At 30.1% G+C, this 25,477-nt stretch carries 25 protein-coding genes and 1 other RNA gene; 23 read left to right on the top strand and 3 right to left on the bottom strand.

Annotated elements, in window-relative coordinates; translation table 11 throughout:
• Positions 1 to 13: 13 nt before the first annotated feature.
• Positions 14 to 1,498: a hypothetical protein gene (locus tag AC5SLL_RS04945; protein ID WP_494586313.1), complete on the top strand. Its 1,485-nt coding sequence runs from the start codon at positions 14 to 16 to the stop codon at positions 1,496 to 1,498.
• On the opposite strand, the gene fumC is transcribed toward AC5SLL_RS04945, so the two are convergent.
• Positions 1,486 to 2,874, bottom strand: a complete 1,389-nt coding sequence (gene fumC / locus AC5SLL_RS04940; protein WP_494586312.1) for a class II fumarate hydratase — start codon at positions 2,872 to 2,874, stop codon at positions 1,486 to 1,488. The two genes, AC5SLL_RS04945 and fumC, sit on opposite strands and share 13 nt — an antisense overlap.
• Positions 2,875 to 2,940: 66 nt before the next feature.
• On the opposite strand from fumC, the gene AC5SLL_RS04935 reads away from it, so the two are divergent.
• The 4 genes from AC5SLL_RS04935 to AC5SLL_RS04920 all read left to right on the top strand — a co-directional run bounded on the left by AC5SLL_RS04935 (position 2,941) and on the right by AC5SLL_RS04920 (position 5,006).
• The gene (locus tag AC5SLL_RS04935) at positions 2,941 to 3,315 is read left to right on the top strand and encodes a pyrophosphohydrolase domain-containing protein (RefSeq protein ID WP_494586311.1); all 375 of its coding nucleotides are present in this window, start codon (positions 2,941 to 2,943) and stop codon (positions 3,313 to 3,315) included.
• 139 nt (positions 3,316 to 3,454) lie between these two features.
• A complete protein-coding gene (locus AC5SLL_RS04930; RefSeq protein WP_494586310.1) occupies positions 3,455 to 4,480 on the top strand; it encodes a hypothetical protein in 1,026 nt (341 codons plus the stop codon).
• The gene (locus AC5SLL_RS04925; RefSeq protein WP_494586309.1) at positions 4,477 to 4,827 is read left to right on the top strand and encodes a hypothetical protein; all 351 of its coding nucleotides are present in this window, start codon (positions 4,477 to 4,479) and stop codon (positions 4,825 to 4,827) included. Before AC5SLL_RS04930 ends, AC5SLL_RS04925 begins: the two co-directional genes overlap by 4 nt.
• Positions 4,827 to 5,006 (top strand): hypothetical protein, encoded by a 180-nt coding sequence (locus AC5SLL_RS04920; RefSeq protein ID WP_494586308.1) that lies wholly within the window; start codon positions 4,827 to 4,829, stop codon positions 5,004 to 5,006. The genes AC5SLL_RS04925 and AC5SLL_RS04920 overlap by 1 nt, the downstream gene beginning before the upstream one ends.
• Positions 5,007 to 5,080: 74 nt before the next feature.
• Here the strand turns inward: AC5SLL_RS04920 and ssrA are convergent.
• Positions 5,081 to 5,382: a transfer-messenger RNA gene (gene ssrA, locus AC5SLL_RS04915) on the bottom strand.
• Between the two features lie 4 nt (positions 5,383 to 5,386).
• Here ssrA and thyX point away from each other — a divergent pair.
• The 3 genes from thyX to AC5SLL_RS04900 are packed head-to-tail and all read left to right on the top strand — an operon-like array spanning position 5,387 to position 8,306.
• On the top strand, positions 5,387 to 6,334 hold the full coding sequence (gene thyX, locus AC5SLL_RS04910; RefSeq protein ID WP_494586307.1) for an FAD-dependent thymidylate synthase: 948 nt from the start codon (positions 5,387 to 5,389) through the stop codon (positions 6,332 to 6,334).
• A 14-nt stretch (positions 6,335 to 6,348) separates the two neighbouring features.
• The gene (locus tag AC5SLL_RS04905; RefSeq protein WP_494586306.1) at positions 6,349 to 8,085 is read left to right on the top strand and encodes an acyltransferase family protein; all 1,737 of its coding nucleotides are present in this window, start codon (positions 6,349 to 6,351) and stop codon (positions 8,083 to 8,085) included.
• A gap of 17 nt (positions 8,086 to 8,102) precedes the next feature.
• Positions 8,103 to 8,306 (top strand): hypothetical protein, encoded by a 204-nt coding sequence (locus tag AC5SLL_RS04900; RefSeq protein WP_494587072.1) that lies wholly within the window; start codon positions 8,103 to 8,105, stop codon positions 8,304 to 8,306.
• Here the strand turns inward: AC5SLL_RS04900 and AC5SLL_RS04895 are convergent.
• A complete protein-coding gene (locus tag AC5SLL_RS04895) occupies positions 8,287 to 9,117 on the bottom strand; it encodes an Mrp/NBP35 family ATP-binding protein (protein WP_494587071.1) in 831 nt (276 codons plus the stop codon). The genes AC5SLL_RS04900 and AC5SLL_RS04895 overlap by 20 nt on opposite strands.
• A 51-nt stretch (positions 9,118 to 9,168) precedes the next feature.
• On the opposite strand from AC5SLL_RS04895, the gene hflK reads away from it, so the two are divergent.
• The 15 genes from hflK (at position 9,169) to AC5SLL_RS04820 (ending at position 25,474) form a co-directional block, all read left to right on the top strand.
• On the top strand, positions 9,169 to 10,269 hold the full coding sequence (gene hflK / locus AC5SLL_RS04890) for an FtsH protease activity modulator HflK (protein ID WP_494586305.1): 1,101 nt from the start codon (positions 9,169 to 9,171) through the stop codon (positions 10,267 to 10,269).
• Positions 10,270 to 11,139 carry a protease modulator HflC gene (hflC, locus tag AC5SLL_RS04885; protein ID WP_494572836.1) on the top strand — a complete coding sequence of 290 codons (870 nt, stop codon included), beginning with the start codon at positions 10,270 to 10,272 and terminating at the stop codon, positions 11,137 to 11,139. It begins immediately after the preceding gene.
• Between the two features lie 9 nt (positions 11,140 to 11,148).
• Positions 11,149 to 11,334 (top strand): DUF2065 domain-containing protein, encoded by a 186-nt coding sequence (locus tag AC5SLL_RS04880; protein WP_494586304.1) that lies wholly within the window; start codon positions 11,149 to 11,151, stop codon positions 11,332 to 11,334.
• Position 11,335: 1 nt separating this feature from the next.
• Complete coding sequence (locus AC5SLL_RS04875) at positions 11,336 to 12,748, top strand: Do family serine endopeptidase (RefSeq protein ID WP_494586303.1); 1,413 nt, start codon at positions 11,336 to 11,338, stop codon at positions 12,746 to 12,748.
• 2 nt (positions 12,749 to 12,750) lie between these two features.
• Positions 12,751 to 13,692, top strand: a complete 942-nt coding sequence (gene miaA, locus AC5SLL_RS04870) for a tRNA (adenosine(37)-N6)-dimethylallyltransferase MiaA (protein WP_494586302.1) — start codon at positions 12,751 to 12,753, stop codon at positions 13,690 to 13,692.
• Positions 13,693 to 13,711: 19 nt separating this feature from the next.
• Complete coding sequence (locus AC5SLL_RS04865; RefSeq protein ID WP_494586301.1) at positions 13,712 to 15,475, top strand: acetolactate synthase 3 large subunit; 1,764 nt, start codon at positions 13,712 to 13,714, stop codon at positions 15,473 to 15,475.
• On the top strand, positions 15,476 to 16,024 hold the full coding sequence (gene ilvN / locus AC5SLL_RS04860) for an acetolactate synthase small subunit (protein ID WP_494586300.1): 549 nt from the start codon (positions 15,476 to 15,478) through the stop codon (positions 16,022 to 16,024).
• Between the two features lie 20 nt (positions 16,025 to 16,044).
• Complete coding sequence (ilvC, locus tag AC5SLL_RS04855) at positions 16,045 to 17,064, top strand: ketol-acid reductoisomerase (RefSeq protein WP_494586299.1); 1,020 nt, start codon at positions 16,045 to 16,047, stop codon at positions 17,062 to 17,064.
• 103 nt (positions 17,065 to 17,167) lie between these two features.
• Positions 17,168 to 18,730: a 2-isopropylmalate synthase gene (locus AC5SLL_RS04850; protein WP_494586298.1), complete on the top strand. Its 1,563-nt coding sequence runs from the start codon at positions 17,168 to 17,170 to the stop codon at positions 18,728 to 18,730.
• A gap of 1 nt (position 18,731) precedes the next feature.
• A complete protein-coding gene (locus AC5SLL_RS04845) occupies positions 18,732 to 19,769 on the top strand; it encodes a rod shape-determining protein (protein WP_494586297.1) in 1,038 nt (345 codons plus the stop codon).
• 5 nt (positions 19,770 to 19,774) lie between these two features.
• Positions 19,775 to 20,626: a rod shape-determining protein MreC gene (gene mreC / locus AC5SLL_RS04840; protein WP_494586296.1), complete on the top strand. Its 852-nt coding sequence runs from the start codon at positions 19,775 to 19,777 to the stop codon at positions 20,624 to 20,626.
• Entirely contained in the window at positions 20,626 to 21,135 is a 510-nt protein-coding gene (mreD, locus tag AC5SLL_RS04835; RefSeq protein ID WP_494586295.1) for a rod shape-determining protein MreD, read from the top strand. The genes mreC and mreD overlap by 1 nt, the downstream gene beginning before the upstream one ends.
• Positions 21,125 to 23,047, top strand: coding sequence for a penicillin-binding protein 2 (gene mrdA, locus AC5SLL_RS04830; RefSeq protein WP_494586294.1), 1,923 nt, complete (start codon positions 21,125 to 21,127; stop codon positions 23,045 to 23,047). Before mreD ends, mrdA begins: the two co-directional genes overlap by 11 nt.
• Positions 23,048 to 24,169 (top strand): rod shape-determining protein RodA, encoded by a 1,122-nt coding sequence (gene rodA / locus AC5SLL_RS04825; RefSeq protein WP_494586293.1) that lies wholly within the window; start codon positions 23,048 to 23,050, stop codon positions 24,167 to 24,169. It begins immediately after the preceding gene.
• A gap of 63 nt (positions 24,170 to 24,232) precedes the next feature.
• On the top strand, positions 24,233 to 25,474 hold the full coding sequence (locus tag AC5SLL_RS04820) for an NAD(P)/FAD-dependent oxidoreductase (RefSeq protein WP_494586292.1): 1,242 nt from the start codon (positions 24,233 to 24,235) through the stop codon (positions 25,472 to 25,474).
• Positions 25,475 to 25,477: the final 3 nt, after the last annotated feature.

The raw sequence follows: 25,477 nt of genomic DNA, 5'->3' as shown, positions 1-25,477 counted from the left end.
TTTAATAGCATTTATGAAAAAAATTATTAAAACTTTTAATAACTTAATACAAAAGACAATATTAAAAGTTAAGAATAAAACAAATAATAAATTTAATATTAGTGGATTAAATAAAGTTTTAATAACTTTAATTGGTTCATTGTTCTTATATATTTTTTATTTATTATTACCCAGTATATACGATAAAACCTGGGTAGAGGAAAAAATCAAAAAAAATCTTCTTAGTGAATTTAAAATTGATTTAACATCTACTGAAGATATTTCTTACCGTATTCTTCCATCTCCACATTTTTTAATTAAAAATACCAATATATTATCAAATGAGCCAAACAATAAAAAAACAATAGGTGAGGTTAGAAATTTAAAAGTATTTATCAATCAAGGTAATTTTTTTGATAAAGAAAAAATAACTTTAAAAAATATTATTATAAAAGATACAAATTTTTCTTTATCTGGTATTGATTTAAAAAGATTTTATAGTTCAATAAACGAGAAACTTTCTGAAAAAAAAATTCAATTTGACAAAAGCAATATCTTTTTTAAAGATAACATTAATGAAATATTCGCTATAGTAAAAATTAATTATGCAAATCTTTTTTTTGATGATCAGGCACTACATAACAAATTTAATCTCAAAGGGAGTATTTTTTCAATACCGTTTACATTCGAAATAAAAAGTAAATATGATCAACAAATTGAAAAAAAAATTTTATTTAATGCAAAGTCTCTTAATTTAGAAATTATTAATAATTATATTGTTGATAATGATGGTCAAGCTAAAGGAAATAATATTGTTACTTTTTTAGGAGTTCTAATAAATTCAGAATTTAAATTAAACAACAACAGTGTTATTTTTTTTTCCAAAAATTCAAAAATTAAAAATAACAAAATTGACTACAATGGAATTTTATCAATTAATCCATTTGATCTAGAATTAAAAATTGATTTAAATCATAATAATATATCTGAGCTATTAAATTTTAATTCTATTTTAATAGAATTAATAAAATCAGGATCATTATTTAATAGTAATATAAGTTTAAAAACTCTTATCAATGTCAATTCAAATAACCAAAAGAATCTTTTTCAAAATTCTAAAATTTATCTAGATATAACTAATGGCAAAATAAACTTTGATAAAACAAAATTTATTAATAGTGACATAGGATCATTTGAGTTAAGCAATAGTAATTTATTTGTCCAAGATAATAGGTTGATTTTAAATACAAATTTATTTTTTGATATCAAGAATAGTAATGAATTATACTCATCTCTTAACACAAGAAAAAAATCTAGAAGAAAAATTAATAATGTTTTAATAAATTTTGATTATGATTTTTCAAATAATGTGATTAAATTTAATAATGTCAAAATTGACAATAAAAAAGTAGGTGATCAAATTTTAAATATTATTGAGGAATTTGAGGATAATAATTTAAATAATACAATTAAAACTAAAAGATTATTAAATAATGTACTTGATGCTTATGAGGGGTAAATCATTTTTTTAGGATCTACTATCTGATCATAATCCTTCTCTTTTACAAGACCAGTTTTTAAAGTTTCTTCTTTTAAAGTAGTTCCATTTTTTAAAGCAGTTTTTGCAATTTTTGCAGCATTGTCATATCCAATTTTAGGAGCGAGAGCAGTAACTAACATTAGAGAGTTATCAAGATGCTCTTTAATTTTTTTCTTATTAGCTTTAATTCCTTTAACGCAAAAGAGAGCAAAATTTTTTGTACTATCTGCAATAAGATCTATGGATTGAAGAACATTGTGGGCTATCATTGGTTTAAATACATTCAATTCAAAGTGACCATGAGAACCAGCAACAGTAATACCCGTATGATTTCCAATAACATTGGCACAAACCATCGTAACAGCTTCACATTGCGTAGGATTAACTTTACCAGGCATAATAGATGAGCCAGGTTCATTTTCAGGAAGAATTAATTCTCCATAACCAGCTCGAGGTCCTGATCCAAGAAATCTTATATCATTTGATATTTTCATCAAGGCAACAGCACAAGTATTTAAAGTTCCTGAGAAATTTATAATAGAGTCGTGAGCAGCCAATTCAGCAAATTTGTTTATGGCAGGTTTAAAAGGTAATTTTGTAAATTTAGCAATTTCTTTAACAATTTTTTTATCAAAACCCTTTCTTGAATTAATTCCAGTTCCAACAGCAGTGCCACCCTGTGCTAAAAAGAATATCTCTTTAAGGGCAAACTCTATTCTTTCAATAGATTTCTTTAATTGAACTTGATATCCTGAAAACTCTTGACCAAGTGATAATGGGGTTGCATCTTGTAAATGGGTTCTACCAATTTTAATAATACTTTTAAATTCTTTAGATTTTTTAGTTAATTCTTTTTCTAAAATTTTCAAATTTGGTAATAATTTTGATACAGTTTCTTGTGCAACAGATATATGCATAGCTGTTGGAAAAACATCATTAGTAGATTGAGATTTATTGACATGATCATTTGGATGAACAGGTTTTTTTGAACCTTTTTTTCCACCCAATATCTCAATTGCTCTATTTGCAATAACCTCATTTACATTCATATTTGTTTGGGTACCAGAACCTGTTTGCCAGACTTTTAAAGGAAAGTTTTCATCTAGTTTTCCTTTTATCACTTCATCAGAGGCCTTTATGATTGAGTTAGTAATTTTTTTATCAATCTGTTTTTCTTTAAAATGTACTAACGCTGCTGATCTTTTTATAATTGCTATTGATTTAATTATTGAAATATTTATTAAAATTTTTCCAATGTTAAAAAATTTATTAGATCTTTGGGTTGACGCTCCCCAATATTTATCATTTGAAACGTTTATACTTCCAATACTGTCAAATTCTTTTCTTAATTTCATTGATTAATATATTATTTTTAATTTAGTATACTTATATATTAAAATTAAAAAACTTACAGGAGCTAAATGACAAATTTTAACAAAGTAAAAACTTTTATGAAAACCTTTGGCCAAGAGGTTAAAATTAAGCCTTCTTTTAGCTCTGATAAGATAAATACTTTAAGATACGATCTAATTAAAGAAGAACTCGAAGAACTTAAAATTGCAATGGAAAATAAAGATCTTTTAGAAGTTGCTGACGCTTTAACAGATATTTTATATGTAACTTATGGTGCTGGACATGCATTTGGTATCGATCTTGATAAATGTTTTGAAGAGGTTCAAAATTCAAATATGAGTAAGCTAGGTGAAGATGGTAAACCTATCTATAATGAGTCTGGAAAAGTTATGAAGGGTCCTAAATATTTTAAACCTGATTTAAGTAAATTTATAAATTTATAGGGGCGTTCTGTTACCCGGTGCCCCAGACCGTGCTTATATAATCCTTATTTTGCAACAAAGTTGAAATACTAGAGGGTACAAAATTACCTAAAATCCCGACACTAGCCCGACAAAGATATTGGTGCTAGGATCGTGGTTCATGAAAAAGATTTTAGGGATTATAGTTCTGAGTTTGTTGTGGACTAATACTTCTTTTGCTAACGACCATAAGCCAAATAATTTTGATGCTTTTGTTTGGTCAGATGGAAAAAAATTAAAAATTCAGAAAGGTAGAGATATTGAAAACCCAGAAAACAAAATCATAATTATCTTCAATCATGGTGGGTGGGGATGGGATAAAAGCTGGGGACCAGGCTGGGCTTCTAGCTTAGCAAAATTAATGGCACCTAATCTTTCTGGAAAAAATATTAAAGGAAAAGAAACTGTTTTATGGATGAATGGAAGTTTAATTGACAAAAAGAATGATCCTTTTAAAGGGAAAGAAATTGGATATGCTTGTGGATGGAAACTTAGAGGAGGTTATCATCCTCCATGGTATGACTGTGTTATAAATAATTTTCCTACTTATTTAAGAGAAAAAAGAACAAAGGAAGCTATAGATTATTTTGCAAGTAAAGGCACACCTAGAAACCAAATATTTTTATCAGGACATTCTTGTGGTGCATGGAACGCACTTAGACTTAAAGGAAAATACCCTGATGCTTTTAACAGTGCTATCGCCTATATGCCTAATTGTTGGGACAGAAAACCAAATGGACCTATAAGAAAAATGTTAATTGATGAAATGAAAACTTTTAAAGAACTTTCTTCAATTAGTTTTTCAAGTCCCGTTGACGGTCATGCAGACTGGCATAGTGATTACAAATATTTAAAATGGATAGGAGATATACCGGGTGCCACTATGATTGAATTAGCTGGTCACAATGCAAAAAATGGTAGAGAAATTTCTGTAAATGGAAAACTGTGTAAAGATTTGCCAAGAATGCAAGCGGGATGGGAAGAGACCCATGATGTTAAAAAAAAACATAAAGGATTTAAGCCAGTTGATGAAAAAGAAAAGAAAGAAATGAAGAAAAAAGCTAGAGGGCATGTAATGCTTTATTATTCTTGTTTTCAAGATTATTATCCTCAAATCTTTGATTTTATTTCTGCAAAAATTAAATGAAAAAGATTTTAGGAATCATAGTTCTGGGTTTATTGTTTTTCAATATTAATAGTGCTGTAGCCAATAATAGTATTGCATCATTTTATTGTGATACCATTGGTACATCTGGAGAAAACAACTCTTTTAAAATCGACTTAGATAAAAAAATTATGCAATTTGGTATCTTCAAATATAAAATAACCTCGATAACAGATCAAAAAATTAGGGCTAGTACTTTTGCAGATGTTAAAAGAACTTTATCATTCAATCGATATACAGGAGAGTTATCGCTTATCCTTTACCAAACTCCTCCTTTTTATTGGCACATGAAATGTAAAAAACTAGATAAAACCAAAAAAATTTTTTAATGATAACTTTTAAAAAAACATTTGATTATTATGCAACGGATAATGAATTAGGTGATTATATAACTTTAATGGCAGATGTAGTGATAGGGGATGTTGACCCACAAATAGAATTTGATGTTGAGAGTGATGATCAACATCGTTATGTCATTGTTAATATTTTAGATAAAGTTTTGCATTAAAATGCCGACACCAGTCCGCCAAAAAATAATCTAAACGTTAATCAACATTATAAATAAAGAGAAGTAGGAGAGTGTGAAGGGGCGTTCTGTTACCCGGTGCCCCAGACCGTGCTTCTATAATTAACCTAAGTTAATTATGCAGCAATAGCGTAACTTTCGTTAGCATTTAAAGTTTAGCCCGTCACGGTGGAACAATCCCGAACGAAAGAATAACCTTTAGTCACCCGTCGATCCTATTTCACCCCCTTAAGTTGTAAATGGTGGAGGTGGTGGGTACTGCCCCCACGTCCGTAATGGTTATTACGAAATTCGTTTATCGTCGTAGTTGGCAAGCCAACACTATTACTATAAAAGCATTTGAAGGAGATTCAATAAAAATCATGAAATTAACAAAAGAACAATCGCAAGAAATCAAAGATCAACAGGCCCAACAAAATCAAACAAAAAGGGTTACTGCTCCTGAACTTGAAAACATTCTTTATGAAGCAATGCCAGCGCTTGATCATGGCTTTGTAAGAGTTATTGATTACATGGGAGATGACACGTCAATTGTTCAATCTGCTAGAGTTTCCTATGGAAAAGGAACCAAGCAAGTTTCAACAGATGCAGGCCTTATAAAATATTTGATGAGACATTGGCATAGCACTCCATTTGAAATGTGTGAAATTAAATACCATGTTAAACTTCCAATTTTTATTGCACGACAATGGATTAGACATAGAACAGCAAATGTTAATGAGTATTCAGCAAGGTATTCAATTTTAGATAAAGAGTTTTATTTACCATCACAAGAAAATTTAGCAGCACAATCTTCAAGTAACAGACAAGGAAGAGGAGATGTTATTGAAGGTGAACAAGCAAAAGAAGTTTTGGAACTTTTAAAAAATGATGCTGAAAGAACCTATGACAATTATGAAATGATGCTGAATGAAAGGTTTGATGGCTCAACGATCGATGAAAATAAAAAAGGACTTGCAAGAGAACTTGCTAGAATGAATTTAACTTTAAATACTTATACCCAGTGGTACTGGAAAACAGACTTACTAAATTTGATGAATTTCTTAAGACTAAGAGCGGATAGTCATGCACAATATGAAATAAGAGTTTATGCAGATATTATGTTGGACACTGTTAAGAAATGGGTACCTATAACTTATGATGCATTTATGGATTATAGAGTAGGGGGCACAGAAGTTTCAGCTAAAGGAAAAATTATAATTCAAAAGCTTATTAAAGGTGAGGATGTTAATCCAGATAACTCAGGCTTATCCAAAAGAGAATGGAATGAACTTATGATTGCTTTTGATTTGAAAAATAAAGTAGTTTAAAGATTAGAATTAAAATGATCAAACTTAAGTATCGTCCAGAAATCGATACATTAAGAGCAATAGCTGTATTAGCTGTAATAATTTATCACGCAAATTTCTATTTATTTGGTAGTCTAGTTTTTTCAGGTGGATATTTAGGTGTTGATATTTTTTTTATAATCTCTGGATACTTAATAACTTCCATAATTTTAAAAGAGTTAATAGAGAAAGATAGTTTTTCATTTAAAAACTTTTATATAAAAAGAATTAAAAGAATTTTACCAGCCTTATTATTTGTAATGTTGGTGTCAATCTCTTTCTCTTGGATTTATTTATATCCAACTGACCTAGTAAGTTTTTCAAAATCAATTTTATATTCTTTAGGATTTACCTCGAATTTCTATTTTCATTTTTCTGGTCTAGAATACGGATCTCCTGAGGGCTTATTGAAACCTTTTCTACATACCTGGTCCTTATCTGTTGAGGAACAGTATTATATTCTATTTCCAATTGGGCTAGTGCTTGTATTTAAATTTCTAAGAAAACATCTTCTTTATTTTTTTTTAATTTGTTTTTTTATCAGCTTATTATTAGCTGATTGGGGTAGTAAAAATTATCCTTCAGCTACTTTTTATTTTCTACATACTAGAATCTGGGAATTAATTCTAGGTTCATTACTCGCATATTATGAAATTAAACTAGGTCACAGAGGGCAAAACAAAATTCTCTGTCAAATATTCCCAATTCTAGGTTTAACGTTAATTGTTTATTCATTTTTTTCTTTTGACGGTAAAATTTTTCACCCATCATTTTACACATTGATACCAGCAATAGGTGTTAGCTTAATCTTATGGTTTAGCTATGAAGACAACTTTATACTAAAGATATTATCCTATAAAGTATTCGTTAAAATTGGTTTAATCTCTTATTCTTTATATCTTTGGCATTATCCAATATTTTCATTTGCAAATCATTTAGAAATTTTTTTTAATAATAACTTAGAAAAATTTTTATTAATATTAGTGACATTTATTTTATCAATATTTACATATTATTTTATTGAACAACCAGCTAGAAAAAAAGTTTCTCTAAAGATTATCATCTCTTCATTAACAATAATTTTTTTCATTATTGCGACTTATTCGGTAACCGTTATTACAATGGAGGGGTTTACCAATAGATTGAAAGTAAAAAACTATCAAAAGAAACACACCTTTCTTTATTTAGAGCAAGATAATGAACCTTGTTTTGGTAGAATTTGCAATTTTGGATCAATAGAGCAAAAAATAATTTTGTTAGGTGACTCACATTTGGGAAGTCTTGCATATGATCTTTATGATAAAACTAAATCTGACTATTCATTTTTAAGTATTACAAGTGCCGGATATTTTCATTTAAAAAATGTTAACCAAATAAACAAACATTCAAAAAAAATTAATATAGATTATGATAATTTAAGAATTAAAATCGATAAGATTTTAAAAAAATCTAGAAATAATATAATAATTTTAGGTGGTGCAACTTCATTATATTTTTATAACAAAAGAATAGAAGATAGAGCCTTACATTGGGATAATCTTTTTGTTGATAAAAAATCTAAAAAACATAACCCACAAGTTGTTGAACGAGCTTTCATTGATCTTATCGATGAATTATCAAAAAACAATGAGGTGATCCTTTTATATCCTATTCCTGAAATAGGTAGAAATTTACAAAAAAAAAATTTGAAAATAAGGTCAGAGTATTTAACTATAAGTATTCAGATTTTTTAAAGCAGAATAAAGAAGTAATTGAATTTTTTGATAGCATAAACAAGCCCAGAGTTCATAAAGTTTATTCATATAAAGCATTTTGTAAAAAAGAATCTGCTCCTTTATGTTCAACTCATGATAAAAATAACTTTTTTTTTTATGATGGATATCATCCTTCACTTATAGGTGCAAAAATGATTAATGATTTAATTATTAAAAAAATTAATTATCTAAATAAGTAGCTCTTATTTTTTTAGCAAAGTCTAAATAAATTTTAGAAATTTCATGTTCAGGATCAGCTTCAACAATTGGTTTTCCTTCATCACCACATTTACCAACTTCAGGATTTATTGGAATTTCTCCTAAAAATTCTTTTTCAAATTCTTCAGCTGTTCGTTTAACTCCACCCTCACCAAATATTTTATATTTTTTACCGTCATCACCAGTAAAATAACTCATATTATCAACCAGACCTAAAATTTTAACTCCAAGTTTGTCAAACATCTTAATGCCTCTTTTAACATCAAGAAGTGCTACTTCTTGAGGAGTTGAAACAATTATTGCTCCATCCATCTTAATTTCTTGAGAAAAAGTTAATTGAGTATCACCAGTTCCAGGAGGCATATCAACAATGATGAAATCTAAGTTTTTCCAACCAACTTTTTGTGTGAAAGTTTTAATTGCACTAGTTACCATAGGTCCACGCCAAATCATTGGAGTTTGTTGATCAGCTAGAAAACCAATGGACATACATTGAATGTCATATTTTGTAATAGGAGTTAAAGTTTGACCATCACTTTTTGGTTTTTCATTTATATCAAACATTTTTGGTATTGAAGGACCATAAATGTCAGCATCAAGCAAACCAACCTTACAACCAATTTGTTTTAATGCTAAAGCAAGATTTGTTGCAAAAGTTGATTTACCAACTCCACCTTTTGCACTTGAAATTGCTATGGTAAATTTTGTTCCAAGAATTGGGTTTTTAGTGAACTTTCTAGGCTCCAGTTTTTTTTTCATTGCGTCACTTGGTTCTGGTTTTTTATCTGTCATGTGGCTATCAATACTTGTTTTTCTAATTAAAGGCACTATATACTTAACTATATGTCAGATGATTTTCAAGGTAGAGGTGGAAGTCCATGGGGAACACCCCCTGGAGGAGGAAACGGCTCAGGTAGAGGTCCAACACCACCAGACATAGATGCAATTATTAAAGACATCCAAAATAAAATAAATAAATTTTTACCTGGTGGAAGTAAATCAGGCGGAAAACCAATTGGTCTAATCTTAATTATTTTACTTTTTGTTTGGCTTGCAAGCGGATTATATAGAGTGCTTCCAGATGAACAGGGAGTTGTATTAAGATTTGGTAAATTTATAAAAACTACTCAACCAGGATTAAACTACCACATTCCTTTTCCAGTAGAGGCTGTTGAAACTCCAAAAGTTACAAAAGTTAACAGAATTGATATTGGGTTTAGATCAGAGAGAGATAGTGGTTTTTCTCAAGGCGGTGGAGTAGCCGATGTTCCTCAAGAAAGTTTAATGTTAACAGGTGATGAAAATATTGTGAACATAGACTTTTCAGTTTTTTGGGTAATTAAAGATGCGGGAAAGTTTTTATTTGAAATTCAAGATCCTGAAGGATCTGTTAAAGCTGCAGCAGAGACTGCAATGAGAGAAGTAATTGCTAAAAGTGAGATTCAACCAATTCTAACTGAAGGAAGATCTGAAATTGAAATTGAAACACAAGAAATTATTCAAAAAATATTAGATGAGTATCAAAGTGGAATTCAAATTACACAAGTTCAAACTCAAAAAGCTGATCCACCAGATCAAGTAATTGATGCATTCAGAGATGTTCAAGCTGCAAGAGCTGATATGGAAAGATCTAAAAATGAAGCTGAAGCATATGCAAATGACGTTATCCCAAGAGCAAGAGGGGAAGCTGCAAAAATTATGCAAGCAGCAGAAGCTTACAAACAAAAAGTAGTTGCTCAATCAGAAGGTGAAGCAAGTAGATTTATATCAATCTTCAATGAATATGATAAAGCAAAAGAAGTGACGCAAGAGAGAATGTATCTTGAAACTATGGAAAAAGTTTTAGCTGATATTGATAAAGTAATTATTGAGAAAAATGCTGGATCAGGGGTCGTTCCTTATTTACCACTACCTGAACTAGGAAAAAAGAAGGTAACTAATTAAATGAAAGTACAAAAAATTTTATTACCCATTATAGCAGTCTTAGGAGCTGCAGTTTTCTTTTCAGTATTTATTGTTAAAGAAGTTAATCAAGCAATAGTTTTGCAATTTGGTGATCCAAAAAGAATTATAGTAGAACCAGGTTTAAACTTTAAGATCCCATTTATTCAAAACATAGTTTATCTAGATAAAAGAATATTAAATTTAGATACTCCACCAGCAGAGGTTATTGCCTCAGATCAAAAAAGATTGATTGTAGATGCATTTGCAAGATTTAAAATTGTAGATCCATTAAAATTTTATATTTCAGTTGGAAATGAAAGAGTTGCAAGATCAAGATTGGCAACAGTTATTAACTCAAGAATTAGAAATGTTTTAGGTCAACAAGAACTACAAACATTATTATCTAAGGATAGATCAAAACAAATGTCTTTAATTCAAGTAGGGGTTAATGCAGAGGCTCAAAAATTTGGAATTGAAATTGTAGATGTGAGAATTAAAAGAGCAGACCTTCCACAAGCAAACAGTGAAGCAATTTTTAGAAGAATGCAAACTGAAAGAGAAAGAGAAGCTAAGGAATTTAGAGCACGAGGTGCGGAAATGGCAGTCACAATTACATCAACGGCTGATAAAGAAGTTTCAATAATTTTAGCAGATGCCAATAAAAACTCTGAGATCATGAAGGGTGAAGGTGATGGTGAAAGAAATAGAATATTTGCAGAAGCCTTTGGAAGAGACCCTGAATTTTTTGCATTTTACAGAGCTATGCAGGCATATGAAACAGCTTTAATCGGCGGAGAGACATCTTTAATTTTATCTCCTGATAGTGAATTTTTTAAATTTTTTGGAAATATAAAACCTAAATCTCAATAATAATTAAACATGAAAGAATTGATCATAGCTTTTGGTCTCTTCCTTTTTATTGAAGGTATTATGTATGCCTTATTTCCATCAAAGATGAAAAATATGATAAAAAAGATTGAGTTAATAAGCGACTCACAATTGAGAAGTGGCGGATTAATTTTTGCAGTTATTGGTTTTGTTGTTATTTGGTATATTAAAAATTAAAATGAAAAAGATTAAAAAATTTATACTCATTGTTTTTTCAATTACTTTTGCTTCACAGGTAATTGCAAAAGAAGTACCGAATTCATTTGCAGATTTAGCAGAAAAACTAATGCCTTCTGTTGTAAACATTTCAACAACCACAACAGTTGTTACTAATTCAAATCCATTTCCAGGATTTCAATTCCCCCCAGGTTCTCCTTTTGAGGATATGTTTAAAGAATTTGGAACGCCACAGACAAGAAAATCAGCTGCTCTAGGCTCAGGTTTTATAATTGAAAAAAGTGGAATTGTGGTAACTAACAACCATGTCATACAAGATGCAGAAGATATTTTAGTAAGAGTTGATGGTGACAAAGAGTATAAAGCGACAGTTATTGGAGCTGACCCCTTATCAGATATTGCTGTTCTTCAAATAGAATCAAAAGAAAAGTTCATACCTGTAAAATTTGGAGATTCAGATAAAGCGAGAATTGGTGATTGGGTAATTGCAATTGGTAATCCATTTGGTTTAGGTGGAACAGTTACAGCTGGAATTATTTCTGCAAGAAATAGATCCATTGGGCTTTCTCGTTATGAAGATTACATTCAAACAGATGCTTCTATAAATTCAGGAAATTCTGGAGGCCCCTTGTTTGATATGAACGGCGATGTAATTGGAATTAATACAGCAATCTTAGGCAAAGGTGGTTCAATTGGCATAGGTTTTTCTATACCTTCTAACAGTGCAAAAAAAGTAATAGACCAATTAATTGAGTTTGGTGAAACTAAAAGAGGATGGCTTGGAGTAAGAATTCAAGTGGTCACTCAAGAAATTGCTGATGTAGAAAAGTTAGATGAACCAAGAGGAGCTTTAGTTGCAAGTGTAGCTGAGAATAGCCCATCTGATAAAGCAGGAATTAAAGATGGTGATATAATTTTAGAGTTTAACAATACCAAAATAAATGAAATGAAAGAACTACCAATTATTGTTGCTCAAACAGAAGTAGGTAAAACAGTTGATGTTAAAGTTTGGAGAAATAAAAAAGAAATTACAAAAAAAATTAAATTAGGAAGACTTGAGACTTCAGAGGATTTTAAAGTTGAAAAAAAAACAAGTAAAAACGAAACTCCAGAAATTTCTGAAGTTAAATCATTAAAGATTATAGCACGACCTTTAAATGATGATGATATTAAGGAAAGAAAATTACCCAATCAAACAACAGGTCTAGTGATCACTAATATTGGTAAAAATAGCCCGATAAATTACTTAAATGTAGGTGACATCATTATTGAAGCTCAAAAGAAAAAAATTAAATCTATAAAAGATCTTGAAGAAATAGTTGAGAGCGCGCTTAAATCAAATCAAAAAACAATTTTGATTGTGATTTACAACAATCAAAACCAAAGAAGATATATTGGTGTTAAGCTAGACTAACAATGGACAATCTGTCCAAGATCATTTTAATCTCAGGTCCAACTGCTTCAGGTAAATCAAATTTTGCAGTAAAAATTGCTAAAAAAATTAAAGGAGAAATAATTAATGCAGATAGCATGCAAGTTTACAAAAAATTAAAAATATTAACAGCAAGACCAAACCTAAAAGATAAAAAAGGTATCAAACATCATTTGTACGGATTAATTGATTTAGACAAAAAATTTTCAACAGGAGATTGGTTAAAAAAGGTAATTAAAAAAATTAAAGAAATTAAAAAAAGAAAAAAAATTCCAATTTTAGTTGGAGGAACTGGTTTATATTTTCAATCCTTGATCAATGGTTTAGTAGAAATCCCTGAGATTCCAATAAAATTTAGAAATAAAATTAGAGCAATACACAAAAAAGAAGGTCAAAAAAAATTTTATAAAAAACTTTTACAAATTGATCCTAAGGTTAAATTTAAATTTGATCCAAATGACTCTCAAAGAAGTATAAGAGCATTTGAAATTAAATCATTTACCAATGTTTCAATGTATGAATGGTTAGATAAAACCACACCAGTTTTTAAAGAAAATGAATTTTTGAAATTGTATATCAATGTCGAAAGACAGGAGTTAATCAAAAGAATAAATGAAAGAGTCTTACTTATGGTTAAAAAAGGAGCCACAAGAGAAGTTCAAAAATTTATTTCATTAAAAATTAAAAAGGATCAAACTGTAAATAAGGTCATTGGAATTGAGGAATTGACACAGTATCTACAGAATAAAATTAATTTAGAGCAAGCCATAGAACTAATATCAATTAAAACAAGACAATATGCTAAAAGACAAGCAACTTGGGCCAGAACGAGAATGACTTCGTGGGATAAAATATCTTTAAATAAAATTGATGCCTTTGTAAAAAAATTAGATAAATCATCTCTTAAACTTGACCAATTAACATAAAGTCCGATAGATTGCCTGAATGCCAAAATTATATTCAGGTGCTGAGATTGTTTTTAAATGTTTAGAAGATCAAAAGGTAGAGCATATCTTTGGTTATCCTGGTGGAGCAGTGCTTCCAATTTATGATGAATTAAAAAACCATCCTTCAATTAAACATATTCTTGTTCGACACGAGCAAGGTGCTGGTCATGCTGCTGAGGGATATGCAAGATCAACTGGAAAGCCTGGCGTTGTATTAGTCACGTCTGGACCTGGTGCAACAAATGTTGTGACAGCTTTAACAGATGCCTACATGGACTCTGTTCCTCTTGTTTGTATTTCAGGTCAAGTCCCAACTCATTTAATTGGTACAGATGCTTTTCAAGAGTGCGATACAACAGGAATAACAAGACCATGCACAAAACATAATTGGTTAGTTAAAAATATAAATGACCTTCCAAGGATAATGCATGAAGCATTTGAGGTTGCAACAACAGGAAGACCAGGGCCAGTATTAGTAGATATTCCAAAAGATATTCAATTTGCAAAAACAAAATACTTTAAACCTCCCAAAAAAAAATCTAACTTAAAAATTAAAAATAGGTTTAAGCAAAAAGATATAGATCAGTTAATTGAGTTAATGAGTAAGGCAAAAAAACCTATTTTTTATACAGGTGGTGGTGTTATTAATTCAGGTCCAAAAGCAAGTGAACTTTTAAGAGAATTAGTATCTCTTACTGGATTTCCAATTACCTCAACACTACAAGGATTAGGTGCTTATCCAGGAGATGATAATCAATTTCTTGGAATGCTAGGAATGCATGGAACTTATGAAGCTAATAATGCAATGCATGATTGTGATTTACTTATCAATATAGGTGCTAGGTTTGATGACCGAATAACAGGAAAGATTGATGAGTTTTCTCCCAAATCAAAAAAAGTCCATATAGATATAGACCCATCTTCAATCAACAAAATTGTAAAAGTTGATCTATCTATTGTTGGAGATGTTGTGGATGTAATTAGCTCAACAACAAAAACGTTAAAAAAGAAAAATTTAAATCTAGTAAAATCAAATAAACAAAAAATTTCAAACTGGTGGCAACAAATTCAAAAATGGAGAAAAAAGCAATCTCTAAGTTATATTGGCAGTGATAAAATTATAAAGCCTCAATATGCTGTAGAAAGACTTTATGAGTTAACAAAAAAACAAGATACTTTTATAACAACAGAAGTAGGCCAACATCAAATGTGGGCTGCACAACATTACAAATTTAATAAACCAAATAGATGGATGACCTCGGGTGGCTTGGGAACCATGGGCTATGGATTGCCAGCTGCAATTGGTGTGCAAGTTGCCCATCCTAAAAAATTGGTGGTAGATATTGCTGGTGAGGCTTCAATTTTAATGAACATGCAAGAAATTTCCACAGCGGTTCAGTACAATTTGCCAATTAAAGTCTTTATATTAAATAATCAATACATGGGCATGGTAAGGCAATGGCAAGAACTTCTGCATGAAAAAAACTATTCTGAAAGTTATTCAAAGGCACTACCAGATTTTGTTAAATTAGCAGAAGCCTATGGTTGTGTTGGTATTTGTGCAAAAGAACCTAATGAACTAGATGAAAAAATTGAAGAAATGATCAATACTGATAGACCAGTAATTTTTGATTGTCACGTAGATCAAGATGAAAATTGCTTTCCAATGATACCTTCTGGAAAGCCTCATAATCAAATGTTGCTAGGTCCAAATGATCAAGATGCCAATAAGATTACCGGTAAAGGAAAAGCATTAGTATAAATGACAAAATCAAAATCAGCATATAGCACTCCAACTAAATCAGGAAAAATTGATACACATATTATTGTAGTCTGGGTAGATAATGAAGCGAGTGTTTTATCTCGAGTGGTTGGATTATTTTCAGGTAGAGGATATAATATTGAATCTTTAGCAGTGGCTGAAATTGACCATAAAAAAAACTTATCTAGAATTACAATTGTAACAACAGGGACACCACAAGTCATTGAACAAATTGTACTACAATTAAAAAAACTCGTACCAGTTCATAATGTTGCTAATTTTAAAAGAGACGATAAAAATGTCATTTTTAGAGAAATGGCTCTATTAAAAATTGTTGCAAATCCTATTAAAATTAAGAAAGCTTTAAACACTTGTAAAAACTTTAATCCAGTTATATTAGATCAGACAAAAAAATCTGTAGTAATTCAAATTACGGCATTAAGAAGAGAAATAGATAGTATGATAAAAAATTTAAAACCACTTGGTCTTGTTAGCGCTTCAAGAACTGGGGCGGTTGCAATGACGAGAGGTGCAGAAATCTTAAATTAATTAGCAAAAGGAGAAAAGAAATGAAAATGTTTTATGAAAAAGATGCAGATGTTAATCTAATTAAGAGCAAAAAAATTGCAATTTTTGGTTATGGAAGTCAAGGACACGCACATGCTTTAAATTTGAAAGATAGTGGAGCAAAAGAAGTAGTTGTTGCTCTTAGAGATGGATCGGTGAGCAAAGCAAAAGCTGAGTCTAAAGGTTTAAGAGTAATGAATTTATCTGATGCTGCCGAATGGGCAGAAGTTGCAATGATATTAACTCCAGATGAATTACAGGCTTCAATTTATAAAAATCATATTGAACAAAGAATTAAAGAGGGCACAAGTCTAGCTTTTGCTCATGGATTAAATATTCATTACAAACTTATTGATGCTAGAAAAGATTTAGATGTATTTATGGTTGCCCCTAAAGGACCTGGCCATTTAGTTAGAAGTGAGTTTGAAAGAGGCGGAGGAGTTCCATGTTTATTTGCAGTTCATCAAAACGGAACAGGTAAAGCAAGAGATCTCGCTTTGTCATATGCATCAGCAATTGGTGGTGGAAAATCTGGAATTATTGAAACAACATTTAAAGATGAGTGTGAAACGGATTTATTTGGAGAACAGTCAGTTCTTTGTGGAGGATTAGTTGAGCTTATAAAAAATGGTTTTGAAACTTTAACTGAAGCTGGCTACGAACCTGAAATGGCATATTTTGAATGCTTACATGAAGTCAAATTAATTGTTGATCTAATTTATGAGGGTGGAATAGCAAATATGAATTATTCAATCTCAAATACTGCTGAGTATGGCGAATATGTATCAGGCAAAAAAGTGGTAGACAGTGAAAGCAAAAAGAGAATGAAAGAAGTTCTTGCTGATATTCAATCTGGTAAATTTACAAGAGATTGGATGAAAGAATGTGAAGGAGGTCAAAAGAACTTTTTAAAAATGAGAAAAGATCTTGCAGATCATCCAATTGAAAAGGTTGGTGCTGAACTAAGAGCTATGATGCCTTGGATTGGTAAGAAAAAATTAATAGATAGTGATAAAGGTTAGTTTTTAATAAAAACCCAAATCGACCAAGAAACATAGCATAAATATAACAAATATTTTGCAATCTCTAATATAGATTGTATTATAAGTTTTCTAAATATTAGCTATGAGCGACAAAGATAAAATTTTTATATTTGATACTACAATGCGTGATGGTGAGCAATCACCAGGTGCATCAATGAGTCTTGAGGAAAAAATTCAAATTGCAAGAATTTTTGATGAATTAGGTATAGATATAATCGAAGCTGGATTTCCAATTGCATCTCCAGGTGATTTTGAAGCGGTAACTGCAATAAGTAAGATTCTAAAAAATTCCATACCTTGTGGGCTCTCAAGAGCAAGTAAAAAAGATATAGATGTATGTCATGAAGCTTTAAAAGCAGCGCCTAGATTTAGAATACATACATTTATTTCAACAAGTCCATTACACATGAAGCACAAGTTAAATAAATCACCAGAACAAGTTCTGGAAGCAATTAAAGAAAGTGTAACTCACGCAAGAAATTTGACCGATGATGTTGAATGGTCATGCGAGGATGGCACAAGAACAGATATGGATTATATGTGCAAGTCAGTTGAGCTTGCAATTAGCAGTGGAGCGAAAACAATAAATATTCCAGATACTGTTGGTTATACAATTCCAGCTGAATTTACAAAAATAATTACAACATTAAAAAATAAAGTTCCAAATATTGATAAGGCAATATTATCTGTTCATTGTCATAATGATCTTGGGTTAGCAGTTGCAAATTCACTTGCAGGGGTTGCAGCAGGAGCAAGACAAGTAGAGTGTACTATAAATGGTATTGGTGAAAGAGCGGGTAATGCAGCACTTGAAGAAATTGTAATGGCAATAAGAACAAGAAATGATCTAATGCCTTATTCAACTGGAATTAAAACTGAATTGTTAAGTAAAGCTTCTAAAGTTGTTTCAAATGCAACCTTTCCTGTTCAGTTTAATAAAGCAATTGTTGGAAAAAATGCTTTTGCACACGAAGCGGGCATTCACCAAGATGGAATGCTTAAAAATAGAGAAACATATGAAATTATGACTCCTGAAAGTGTAGGAGTTAAAAAAACATCTCTTGTTATGGGAAAACATTCAGGACGACATGCATTTAAAGAAAAATTAAATGATCTTGGTTATAGAGAAGTAACTGATGATGTAATTCAAACAGCTTTTGGAAAATTTAAGATTTTAGCTGATAAGAAAAAACATATTTATGATGATGATATCGCAGCTTTGGTTGATGATAGTTTGGTTTTAGATAAATATATGATTAATTTAAAATCATTGAAAGTTTTTGCTGGAACAGGTGAGCCACAAAAAGCTGAAATGACACTAGATGTTTATGGAGAAGTTAAAAAAACATCAGAAACAGGAGATGGACCTGTAGATGCTATATTTAAATGCATCAAAGTATTATATCCTCATGATGTAAAATTGTTATTGTATCAAGTTCATGCTGTTACTGAAGGAACTGATGCACAAGCTACAGTAAGTGTTAGAATTGAAGAAGAAGGAAAGACTGCAGTTGGACAAGCTGCTGATACAGATACATTAGTTGCATCAGCAAATGCTTATTTAAGTGCATTAAATAAAATGATTATTAAAAGAAAAAAAGTTGCTCCTATGGAGTATGAATCCCAACAATTGAAAGGTATTTAAAATGGCTAATTGGTTTAGTAATATAAGCAGTGTATGGAGTCAGGATATGGCAATTGACCTTGGAACGGCCAATACACTTGTAGTTCTAAAAGGACAAGGTGTAGTTTTAAATGAACCATCTGTTGTTGCTATCGCAGATAATAGTGGAAAGAAAACTGTACTTGCAGTGGGGGATGAAGCAAAAACAATGCTTGGAAGAACACCTGGTAATATAAGTGCAATTAGACCTTTAAGAGATGGGGTTATTGCAGATTTTATAGTTACAGAAGAAATGATTAAACATTTTATTAAAAAAGTTCATAAAAATAAAACTTTTGCAAATCCAAGAATTTTAATTTGTGTACCAACAGGCTCAACACCAGTTGAAAGAAAAGCTATTCAAGATAGTGCTTTAGCTGCTGGTGCTAGAAGGGTTCAATTAATTGAAGAACCAATTGCAGCAGCAATTGGTGCGGGACTTCCAATTTCAGAAGCAACAGGATCAATGGTAGTTGACATAGGGGGTGGTACTACTGAAATAGCCGTAATGTCTTTAGGAGGATTGGTATATTCTAAATCATTAAGAGTTGCTGGAGATGCAATGGATGCTGCATTAGTAAATTATATGCGAAAAGAATATAATCTTATGATTGGAGATAGTACAGCTGAGAAAATAAAAAAAGAAATTGGAACAGCCATACCTTCAAATTCAAATGTATATGCTGTTAAAGGTAGAGATTTAAGGTCAGGAACTCCTAAAGAAGTAAATATTACTGAAGAAGACACAGCAGAAGCTTTAAATGATATTTTAAAAGATATGGTTGATGGAATAAAGGGTGCACTTGAAAACACACCTCCAGAATTATCAGCTGACTTAGTAGATATGGGGTTAACATTGACTGGTGGTGGAGCTTTATTGAAAAATATTGATAAAAGATTTTCCAAAGAAACTGGTTTACCAGTTTTTATAGCAGATGATCCATTAGCATGTGTTGCAATTGGTACTGGAAAAGCTTTAGAGCAAGAGGAGACCTTTTCTACTATGCTTTCTGAATATTAAAAGAAATGGAAACAAGCAGAGACGATTTTGTAATAGCAATTAGATCTGCATTTTTAAAAAAAGAAACACAGCAAAAATTTTCTATACTAACACTTATAATTTTTTCTATAATATTTTTAATTCTAGGAGAAATTAATTTTAAACCTATTAATTATATTAAAATAGCAATTAAGGAAATTGCTTATAGATCAACATTTATTGTGTCAGTACCTGAAAAATTTATAAAAGAAAGCTACTATAAAATTCAATCACATTTAGATGTATATGAAATTAATAAAAAAAATGAGCTTGAGCTAAAAGAGTTGAGAGCAAAAGAACTATCAAATGATTTTCTAGCTTTAGAAAATAAACGATTAAAAGAAATAGTAGATGATTTTTTAGTTGAAGATAAAAGTACATTTGCAAAAGTTCTTAGTGATAAAAATAGTCCTTTTTTTAAATCAGTTATAATCAACAAAGGCAGTAAACATGGTATTAAATTAGGCTCTGTTGCATTAGATAAAAAATATTTAGTAGGTAAAGTGGTTGAGGTCAATTTTGCCTCTTCAAGAGTATTACTGTTATCAGATTTAAATAGCAAAATTCCTATAATTCTTGAGCCCATGGGGCACCTTGCGATAATGTCAGGCTCGGGAAAAAATTTTGGTATTATTGAGTATAATCAAAACCAAACTAGAATTGATGGAGACATGATTGTTTATACCTCAGGGGCTGGAGGTTTGTTTAGATCCGGAATATCTATCGGTAAAATAGATATAAATAGTTTTGAAAATGAAGATCAAAAAATAAATTTCTATTCTGATTTTAGTCAATTGAAATTTGTAAAAATTTTATCATATAAAAAAGCGGAAAATTAATGTCGACGTTATATAAAACAAATATTATAAAAATATTATTAAACCACATTCCAATAATTTTACTTTTTGTATCTATATTAAATAATTTTGATTTTAATTATTTAAACTTGAAATATTTTTCATTTAATTTTTCATACATTTTAATTTTTTACTTTAGTTTAAAAAGAAGTGCTAGCTTAGGATATACCTTAATATTTATTGCAGGTTTATTTAATGATGTGATTAATGGCACGCCAATTGGTATGAGTAGCTTGATGTATTTATTACTTTGTGGTGTTGCGGCCTATTTAAGAGCTATAACATTAAGTGTAAGTTTATTAAAAGATTGGATATCATTTGTTATTACTCTTTTAGTTATAAATTCATTGTCCTTTATAATCTTAAATATATTTCTTAATTATGAGACAAGTTATATTGATCAAATATCAAATATCATTTTCACTTCTTTACTTTATTTAATTTTTCCATTTTTGTTTAATTTTATAGAGAGTAGACACAGTGCTAGGTGATGACTTTAGTGTAAAAAAAATTCATACCATTAATAGACGAATGTTTATTATTGGAACAGCAAAATTTATTATTTTCACAGGAATTATAGTAAGATTATTTTCATTACAAATCAAAGATAACAAAAAATATTCTACGCTGTCAGATAAAAATAGACTGCGAGAATGGAGGTTGCCACCAATTAGAGGAGAATTTCTTGATTATTTTGATAATGTAATTGCAGGAAATAACAGGGTTTATGAGTTACACGTAATACCTGAGCAAGTAGAAGATTTTAGATATCTAATAGTAAGACTAAAAGAAATTTTAAATCTTACTAACAGTCAATTTGAAAAAATTATAAAACAAAAAAACCAACAAAAGCCTTGGGAGACATTGATTGTTTCAAAAAATTTAACTTGGGAACAATTTTCTAAAGTTAATCATTATCTTTATGATTTAGTGGGTGCAAAACCTGTCATTTCTGTATCACGTAACTACCCGTATGATGAAAGCTATACACACGTATTGGGCTATGTAAGTGAAGCTAGTGAAAATGATATTTTAAACAATCAGTCTATCAAAGACAATCTTGTGCCAGGTCTTAAGGTTGGAAAAACTGGTTTAGAAAAATCGTTTGAGAATCAATTAATTGGTACTAACGGTATCCAGAGATACGAAGTTAATGCTTATGGTAAAAGAATTAATCAAGTTGATCAAATTGATGGTTTAAAAGGCAATACTATTAAACTTACATTAGACACAGAGATTCAAAAAAAAAGTGCCGAACTTTTAAGAGGAATGGCTGGATCAATAAATGTAATGGACATTTATACTGGAGATATTATAGCAATGCAGTCTTCTCCTTCATTTGACCCAAATCTATTCATTTTTGGTATTAGCCAAGATGATTGGCAATTAATTAGAAACAACCCATTAAAGCCTTTAGTTAATAAAAGTTTATCAGGATTGTATTCACCTGGTTCAACATTTAAACCAATGGTTGCTCTTTCTGCACTAGAAAACAATATAATAACAAAAAATTTTAAGGTTAACTGTACAGGAAAAACTGAAATGTATGGGCAAACATACCACTGCTGGAAAGAGAAAGGTCATGGAGTTGTAAATTTAAAAGAAGCCATGAAGCAATCCTGTGACACTTATTTTTATGAAATAGCAAGAAAACTTGGAGTTGATCGTTTAAGAGAAACTTCAATTAAATTTGGTCTAGGAGATAAAGTTTTAGACAAAACATTTAATAATGAAAAAAAAGGATTGGTTCCCGATACAAAATGGAAAAAAAATAATTTGGGAAAAGGGTGGGTTTTAGGTGAAACATTAATAACCGGAATAGGCCAAGGTTATATTCAAACTACTCCACTTCAATTATGTTTAATGACCGCACAATTAGCTAATGGCGGATTTAAAATTTATCCCAAAATAACTATTAATGAAAAAGACAAAACTGCTGCTGAGATTAAAGAACTAATGAATGAAGGACAGGATTTTTTAGAGTCATTTGGAAATGATCAATATACCAAACTTTTTGATAAAAAAGAAAATATAGAATTAATTAGAAACTCGATGTTTGCATCAACAAATGAAATTAGAGGAACATCTTATTCTTCTAGAATAGAAGATCCAAAATATCAGTTTGCAGGAAAAACAGGCACATCACAAGTTAAAAGAATTACTGAAGCTGAGAGAGAACTAGATTTAGCAACAAAAGATATAGATTATAAAAATCGAGACCATGCATTATTTATAGCCTTTGGACCTTTTAAAAATCCAAGGTATGCTTTGAGTATAGTTATTGAACATGGTGGATCTGGAAGTTCAGTAGCAGCTCCACTTGCAAAAGAATTATTTAAGCTAATTATTGATAGACATAATCTCAGAGAACAAGCTCAAACTCAAAAAATAATAAATACATAGATGCAAATCAACTCACTAAGTTCGCATTCAACTTTGTTTCAAAAATTAAGAAATTTTGATTATATTTTATTATTTTGTATTTTATTATTAGGTTTAATTAGCTCATTATCTATGTATTCAACAGATGGTGGAGAGATTTTATTTCACACTAAAAGTCATATTGCAAAATTTTTGATTTTCTTTTCTATGATGATTTTTTTATCATTATTTAATATAAATATTTGGCATTACTTTTCTTATCTCTTTTATGTGGTAATTTTATTTCTTTTAATATGGGCCTCTATTTATGGGATTAAAGTTTCAGGCTCTCAGAGATGGATTGATTTATATTTTATTAATCTACAACCTTCTGAACTGATGAAAATTGCAATAATAGCCTGTCTTGCAAAATATTATCATCGAGTCCAACTTCGAGAAGTTAATACTTTTAAGCATATATTTTTTTCATTAATAATTCTTGTTCTTCCTATTATACTTGTAATATCGCAGCCAGATTTAGGTACCTCAATACTTATTGGATTAAGTGGTCTAGTTGTGATGTGGCTTTCAGGTCTAAACATCAAATATTTTATATACTCATTTTTAACTTTATTAATTTCGATGCCTTTTGCCATCTCACTTTTAAAACCATATCAAAAATTAAGAATTCTTACTTTTTTAAATCCAGATAGGGATCCTTTGGGTGCAGGATATCAAATAATTCAATCCAAAATAGCAGTTGGTTCTGGTGGATTATCTGGAAAAGGTTTTTTAAAGGGAACACAAAACTATTTAGAATTTTTACCCGAAAAACATACTGACTTTATTTTTACATTATTTGCAGAAGAGTATGGTTTTTTAGGATCATTAGGATTGCTACTAATCTATATTATAATCATTTATAGAATTATAAAGATAGGTTCAATTTCAAGAAGTTATTTTGCAAAAATTTTTTGTTATGGTTATGCTTCATCTATATTTTTTTATATTTCAGTAAATATGTCAATGGTTTTAGGTTTATTACCTATTGTTGGTTCACCTCTGCCAATTATGTCATATGGAGGCTCATCAATGTTGGCCACAATGATTGGATTTGCAATTGTTATGAGTGCAAAAATAAATCATAAACAGTTAATAGCTTAATTTTAAACCATTCATACCAATTTGCCGCTGGAAAAAAATTCATTGAGAAATTATATAGAGATTGTGAATAGAAAATTAAAAATTGGAATTATAGGCGCTGGAATACAAGGAATTTCAAATGGATTATTTTTACAAAAAAAAGGTTTCGATGTAACAATTTTTGATAAAGAGGAACCAGGTAGTCCTGTTGCTTCATATGGAAATGCAGGTCATTTTTCTCCATATGCTTGTGTATTAATGAATAGGCCTGATGTTTTAGCTGATGTGCCAGCTATGCTTTTAAGCTCAACAGGTCCACTTGCTCTTAAATGGAATTATGTTCCCAAAATGATTCCATGGTTTTTACAATTTGTTAGAAACTGCAGCACAAATAGAATGATGCATACAGCAAAGAATATGCATCAAATTTTGGATTTAGCTTTACCAGCTTATGATGAATTATTTGATGAAATAGATTTAGAGGGTTTAGTTGAAAAAAAAGGTATTCTATATATTTGGAATGATCAAAATTTAAAGAGTAGAGAGCTTGAGATTAGAGTTAGAAATGAATTAGGTGTTGATCAACAAGTTGTAACCCCTAAAGAAATTCACGATCTTGAACCAAATATAAAACCTTTTTATCATGGCGGTGTTTATTATCAGTATGGAAGACACGCAAGAAATCCAAAAAGAATTCTTTTAAAACTTTTTGATCTTTTTTTGAAAAAAGGTGGAAAGTTTTTAAAAATGAATGTCCAAGACATTAATTTTGATGAAGATAAACCAGCTATAAAAACTGAAACTCAAAGATTTATTTTTGACAAGTTAGTAATTGCTTGTGGTGCTTTTTCAAAAAGATTAACAGATAATTTGGATGAAAAAATACCACTTGATACAGAAAGAGGATATCATGTTCATTTTAAAGGTTGTGATCATCTTTTAAATAGACCGGTAATTTTTTCTAATAGAGGTTTTGGTATTACGCCAATGGAACAAGGACTTAGAGTTGTTGGAACAGTTGAGTTCGGGGGTCTTGAGAACCCACCTTCTAAAGGAAGAGTTAAAAATTTAATTAATAATGCAAAATATATGTTGGGTGATTTACCTGAGCATGAAGATGAATGGATGGGATTTAGACCTAGTTTACCAGATTTTTTACCAGTAATAGGTCCATCAAAAAATCATAAAAATATTTTTTATAGCTTTGGTCATCATCATTTAGGATGGACTTTGGGTCCAATATCTGGAAAGATTATCTCTGGAATGATAGCTGAAGAAAATACAAATCTAAATCTAGAACCTTATAGCTCAAAAAGATTTGGTTAATTA

The sequence above is a fragment of the Candidatus Pelagibacter sp. PS_43 genome, assembly GCF_059417795.1.
The sequence above is the reverse complement of the archived record's forward strand: the minus strand, read 5'-3'. Positions and strand labels throughout refer to the sequence as shown.

Coding starts and splice junctions, on each gene's coding strand:
- AC5SLL_RS04945 (WP_494586313.1), top strand. CDS start 14: ATGAAAAAAATTATTAAAACTTTTAATAACTTAATACAAAAGACAATA.
- fumC (WP_494586312.1), bottom strand. CDS start 2,874: ATGAAATTAAGAAAAGAATTTGACAGTATTGGAAGTATAAACGTTTCA.
- AC5SLL_RS04935 (WP_494586311.1), top strand. CDS start 2,941: ATGACAAATTTTAACAAAGTAAAAACTTTTATGAAAACCTTTGGCCAA.
- AC5SLL_RS04930 (WP_494586310.1), top strand. CDS start 3,455: ATGAAAAAGATTTTAGGGATTATAGTTCTGAGTTTGTTGTGGACTAAT.
- AC5SLL_RS04925 (WP_494586309.1), top strand. CDS start 4,477: ATGAAAAAGATTTTAGGAATCATAGTTCTGGGTTTATTGTTTTTCAAT.
- AC5SLL_RS04920 (WP_494586308.1), top strand. CDS start 4,827: ATGATAACTTTTAAAAAAACATTTGATTATTATGCAACGGATAATGAA.
- thyX (WP_494586307.1), top strand. CDS start 5,387: ATGAAATTAACAAAAGAACAATCGCAAGAAATCAAAGATCAACAGGCC.
- AC5SLL_RS04905 (WP_494586306.1), top strand. CDS start 6,349: ATGATCAAACTTAAGTATCGTCCAGAAATCGATACATTAAGAGCAATA.
- AC5SLL_RS04895 (WP_494587071.1), bottom strand. CDS start 9,117: ATGACAGATAAAAAACCAGAACCAAGTGACGCAATGAAAAAAAAACTG.
- hflK (WP_494586305.1), top strand. CDS start 9,169: ATGTCAGATGATTTTCAAGGTAGAGGTGGAAGTCCATGGGGAACACCC.
- hflC (WP_494572836.1), top strand. CDS start 10,270: ATGAAAGTACAAAAAATTTTATTACCCATTATAGCAGTCTTAGGAGCT.
- AC5SLL_RS04880 (WP_494586304.1), top strand. CDS start 11,149: ATGAAAGAATTGATCATAGCTTTTGGTCTCTTCCTTTTTATTGAAGGT.
- AC5SLL_RS04875 (WP_494586303.1), top strand. CDS start 11,336: ATGAAAAAGATTAAAAAATTTATACTCATTGTTTTTTCAATTACTTTT.
- miaA (WP_494586302.1), top strand. CDS start 12,751: ATGGACAATCTGTCCAAGATCATTTTAATCTCAGGTCCAACTGCTTCA.
- AC5SLL_RS04865 (WP_494586301.1), top strand. CDS start 13,712: ATGCCAAAATTATATTCAGGTGCTGAGATTGTTTTTAAATGTTTAGAA.
- ilvN (WP_494586300.1), top strand. CDS start 15,476: ATGACAAAATCAAAATCAGCATATAGCACTCCAACTAAATCAGGAAAA.
- ilvC (WP_494586299.1), top strand. CDS start 16,045: ATGAAAATGTTTTATGAAAAAGATGCAGATGTTAATCTAATTAAGAGC.
- AC5SLL_RS04850 (WP_494586298.1), top strand. CDS start 17,168: ATGAGCGACAAAGATAAAATTTTTATATTTGATACTACAATGCGTGAT.
- AC5SLL_RS04845 (WP_494586297.1), top strand. CDS start 18,732: ATGGCTAATTGGTTTAGTAATATAAGCAGTGTATGGAGTCAGGATATG.
- mreC (WP_494586296.1), top strand. CDS start 19,775: ATGGAAACAAGCAGAGACGATTTTGTAATAGCAATTAGATCTGCATTT.
- mreD (WP_494586295.1), top strand. CDS start 20,626: ATGTCGACGTTATATAAAACAAATATTATAAAAATATTATTAAACCAC.
- rodA (WP_494586293.1), top strand. CDS start 23,048: ATGCAAATCAACTCACTAAGTTCGCATTCAACTTTGTTTCAAAAATTA.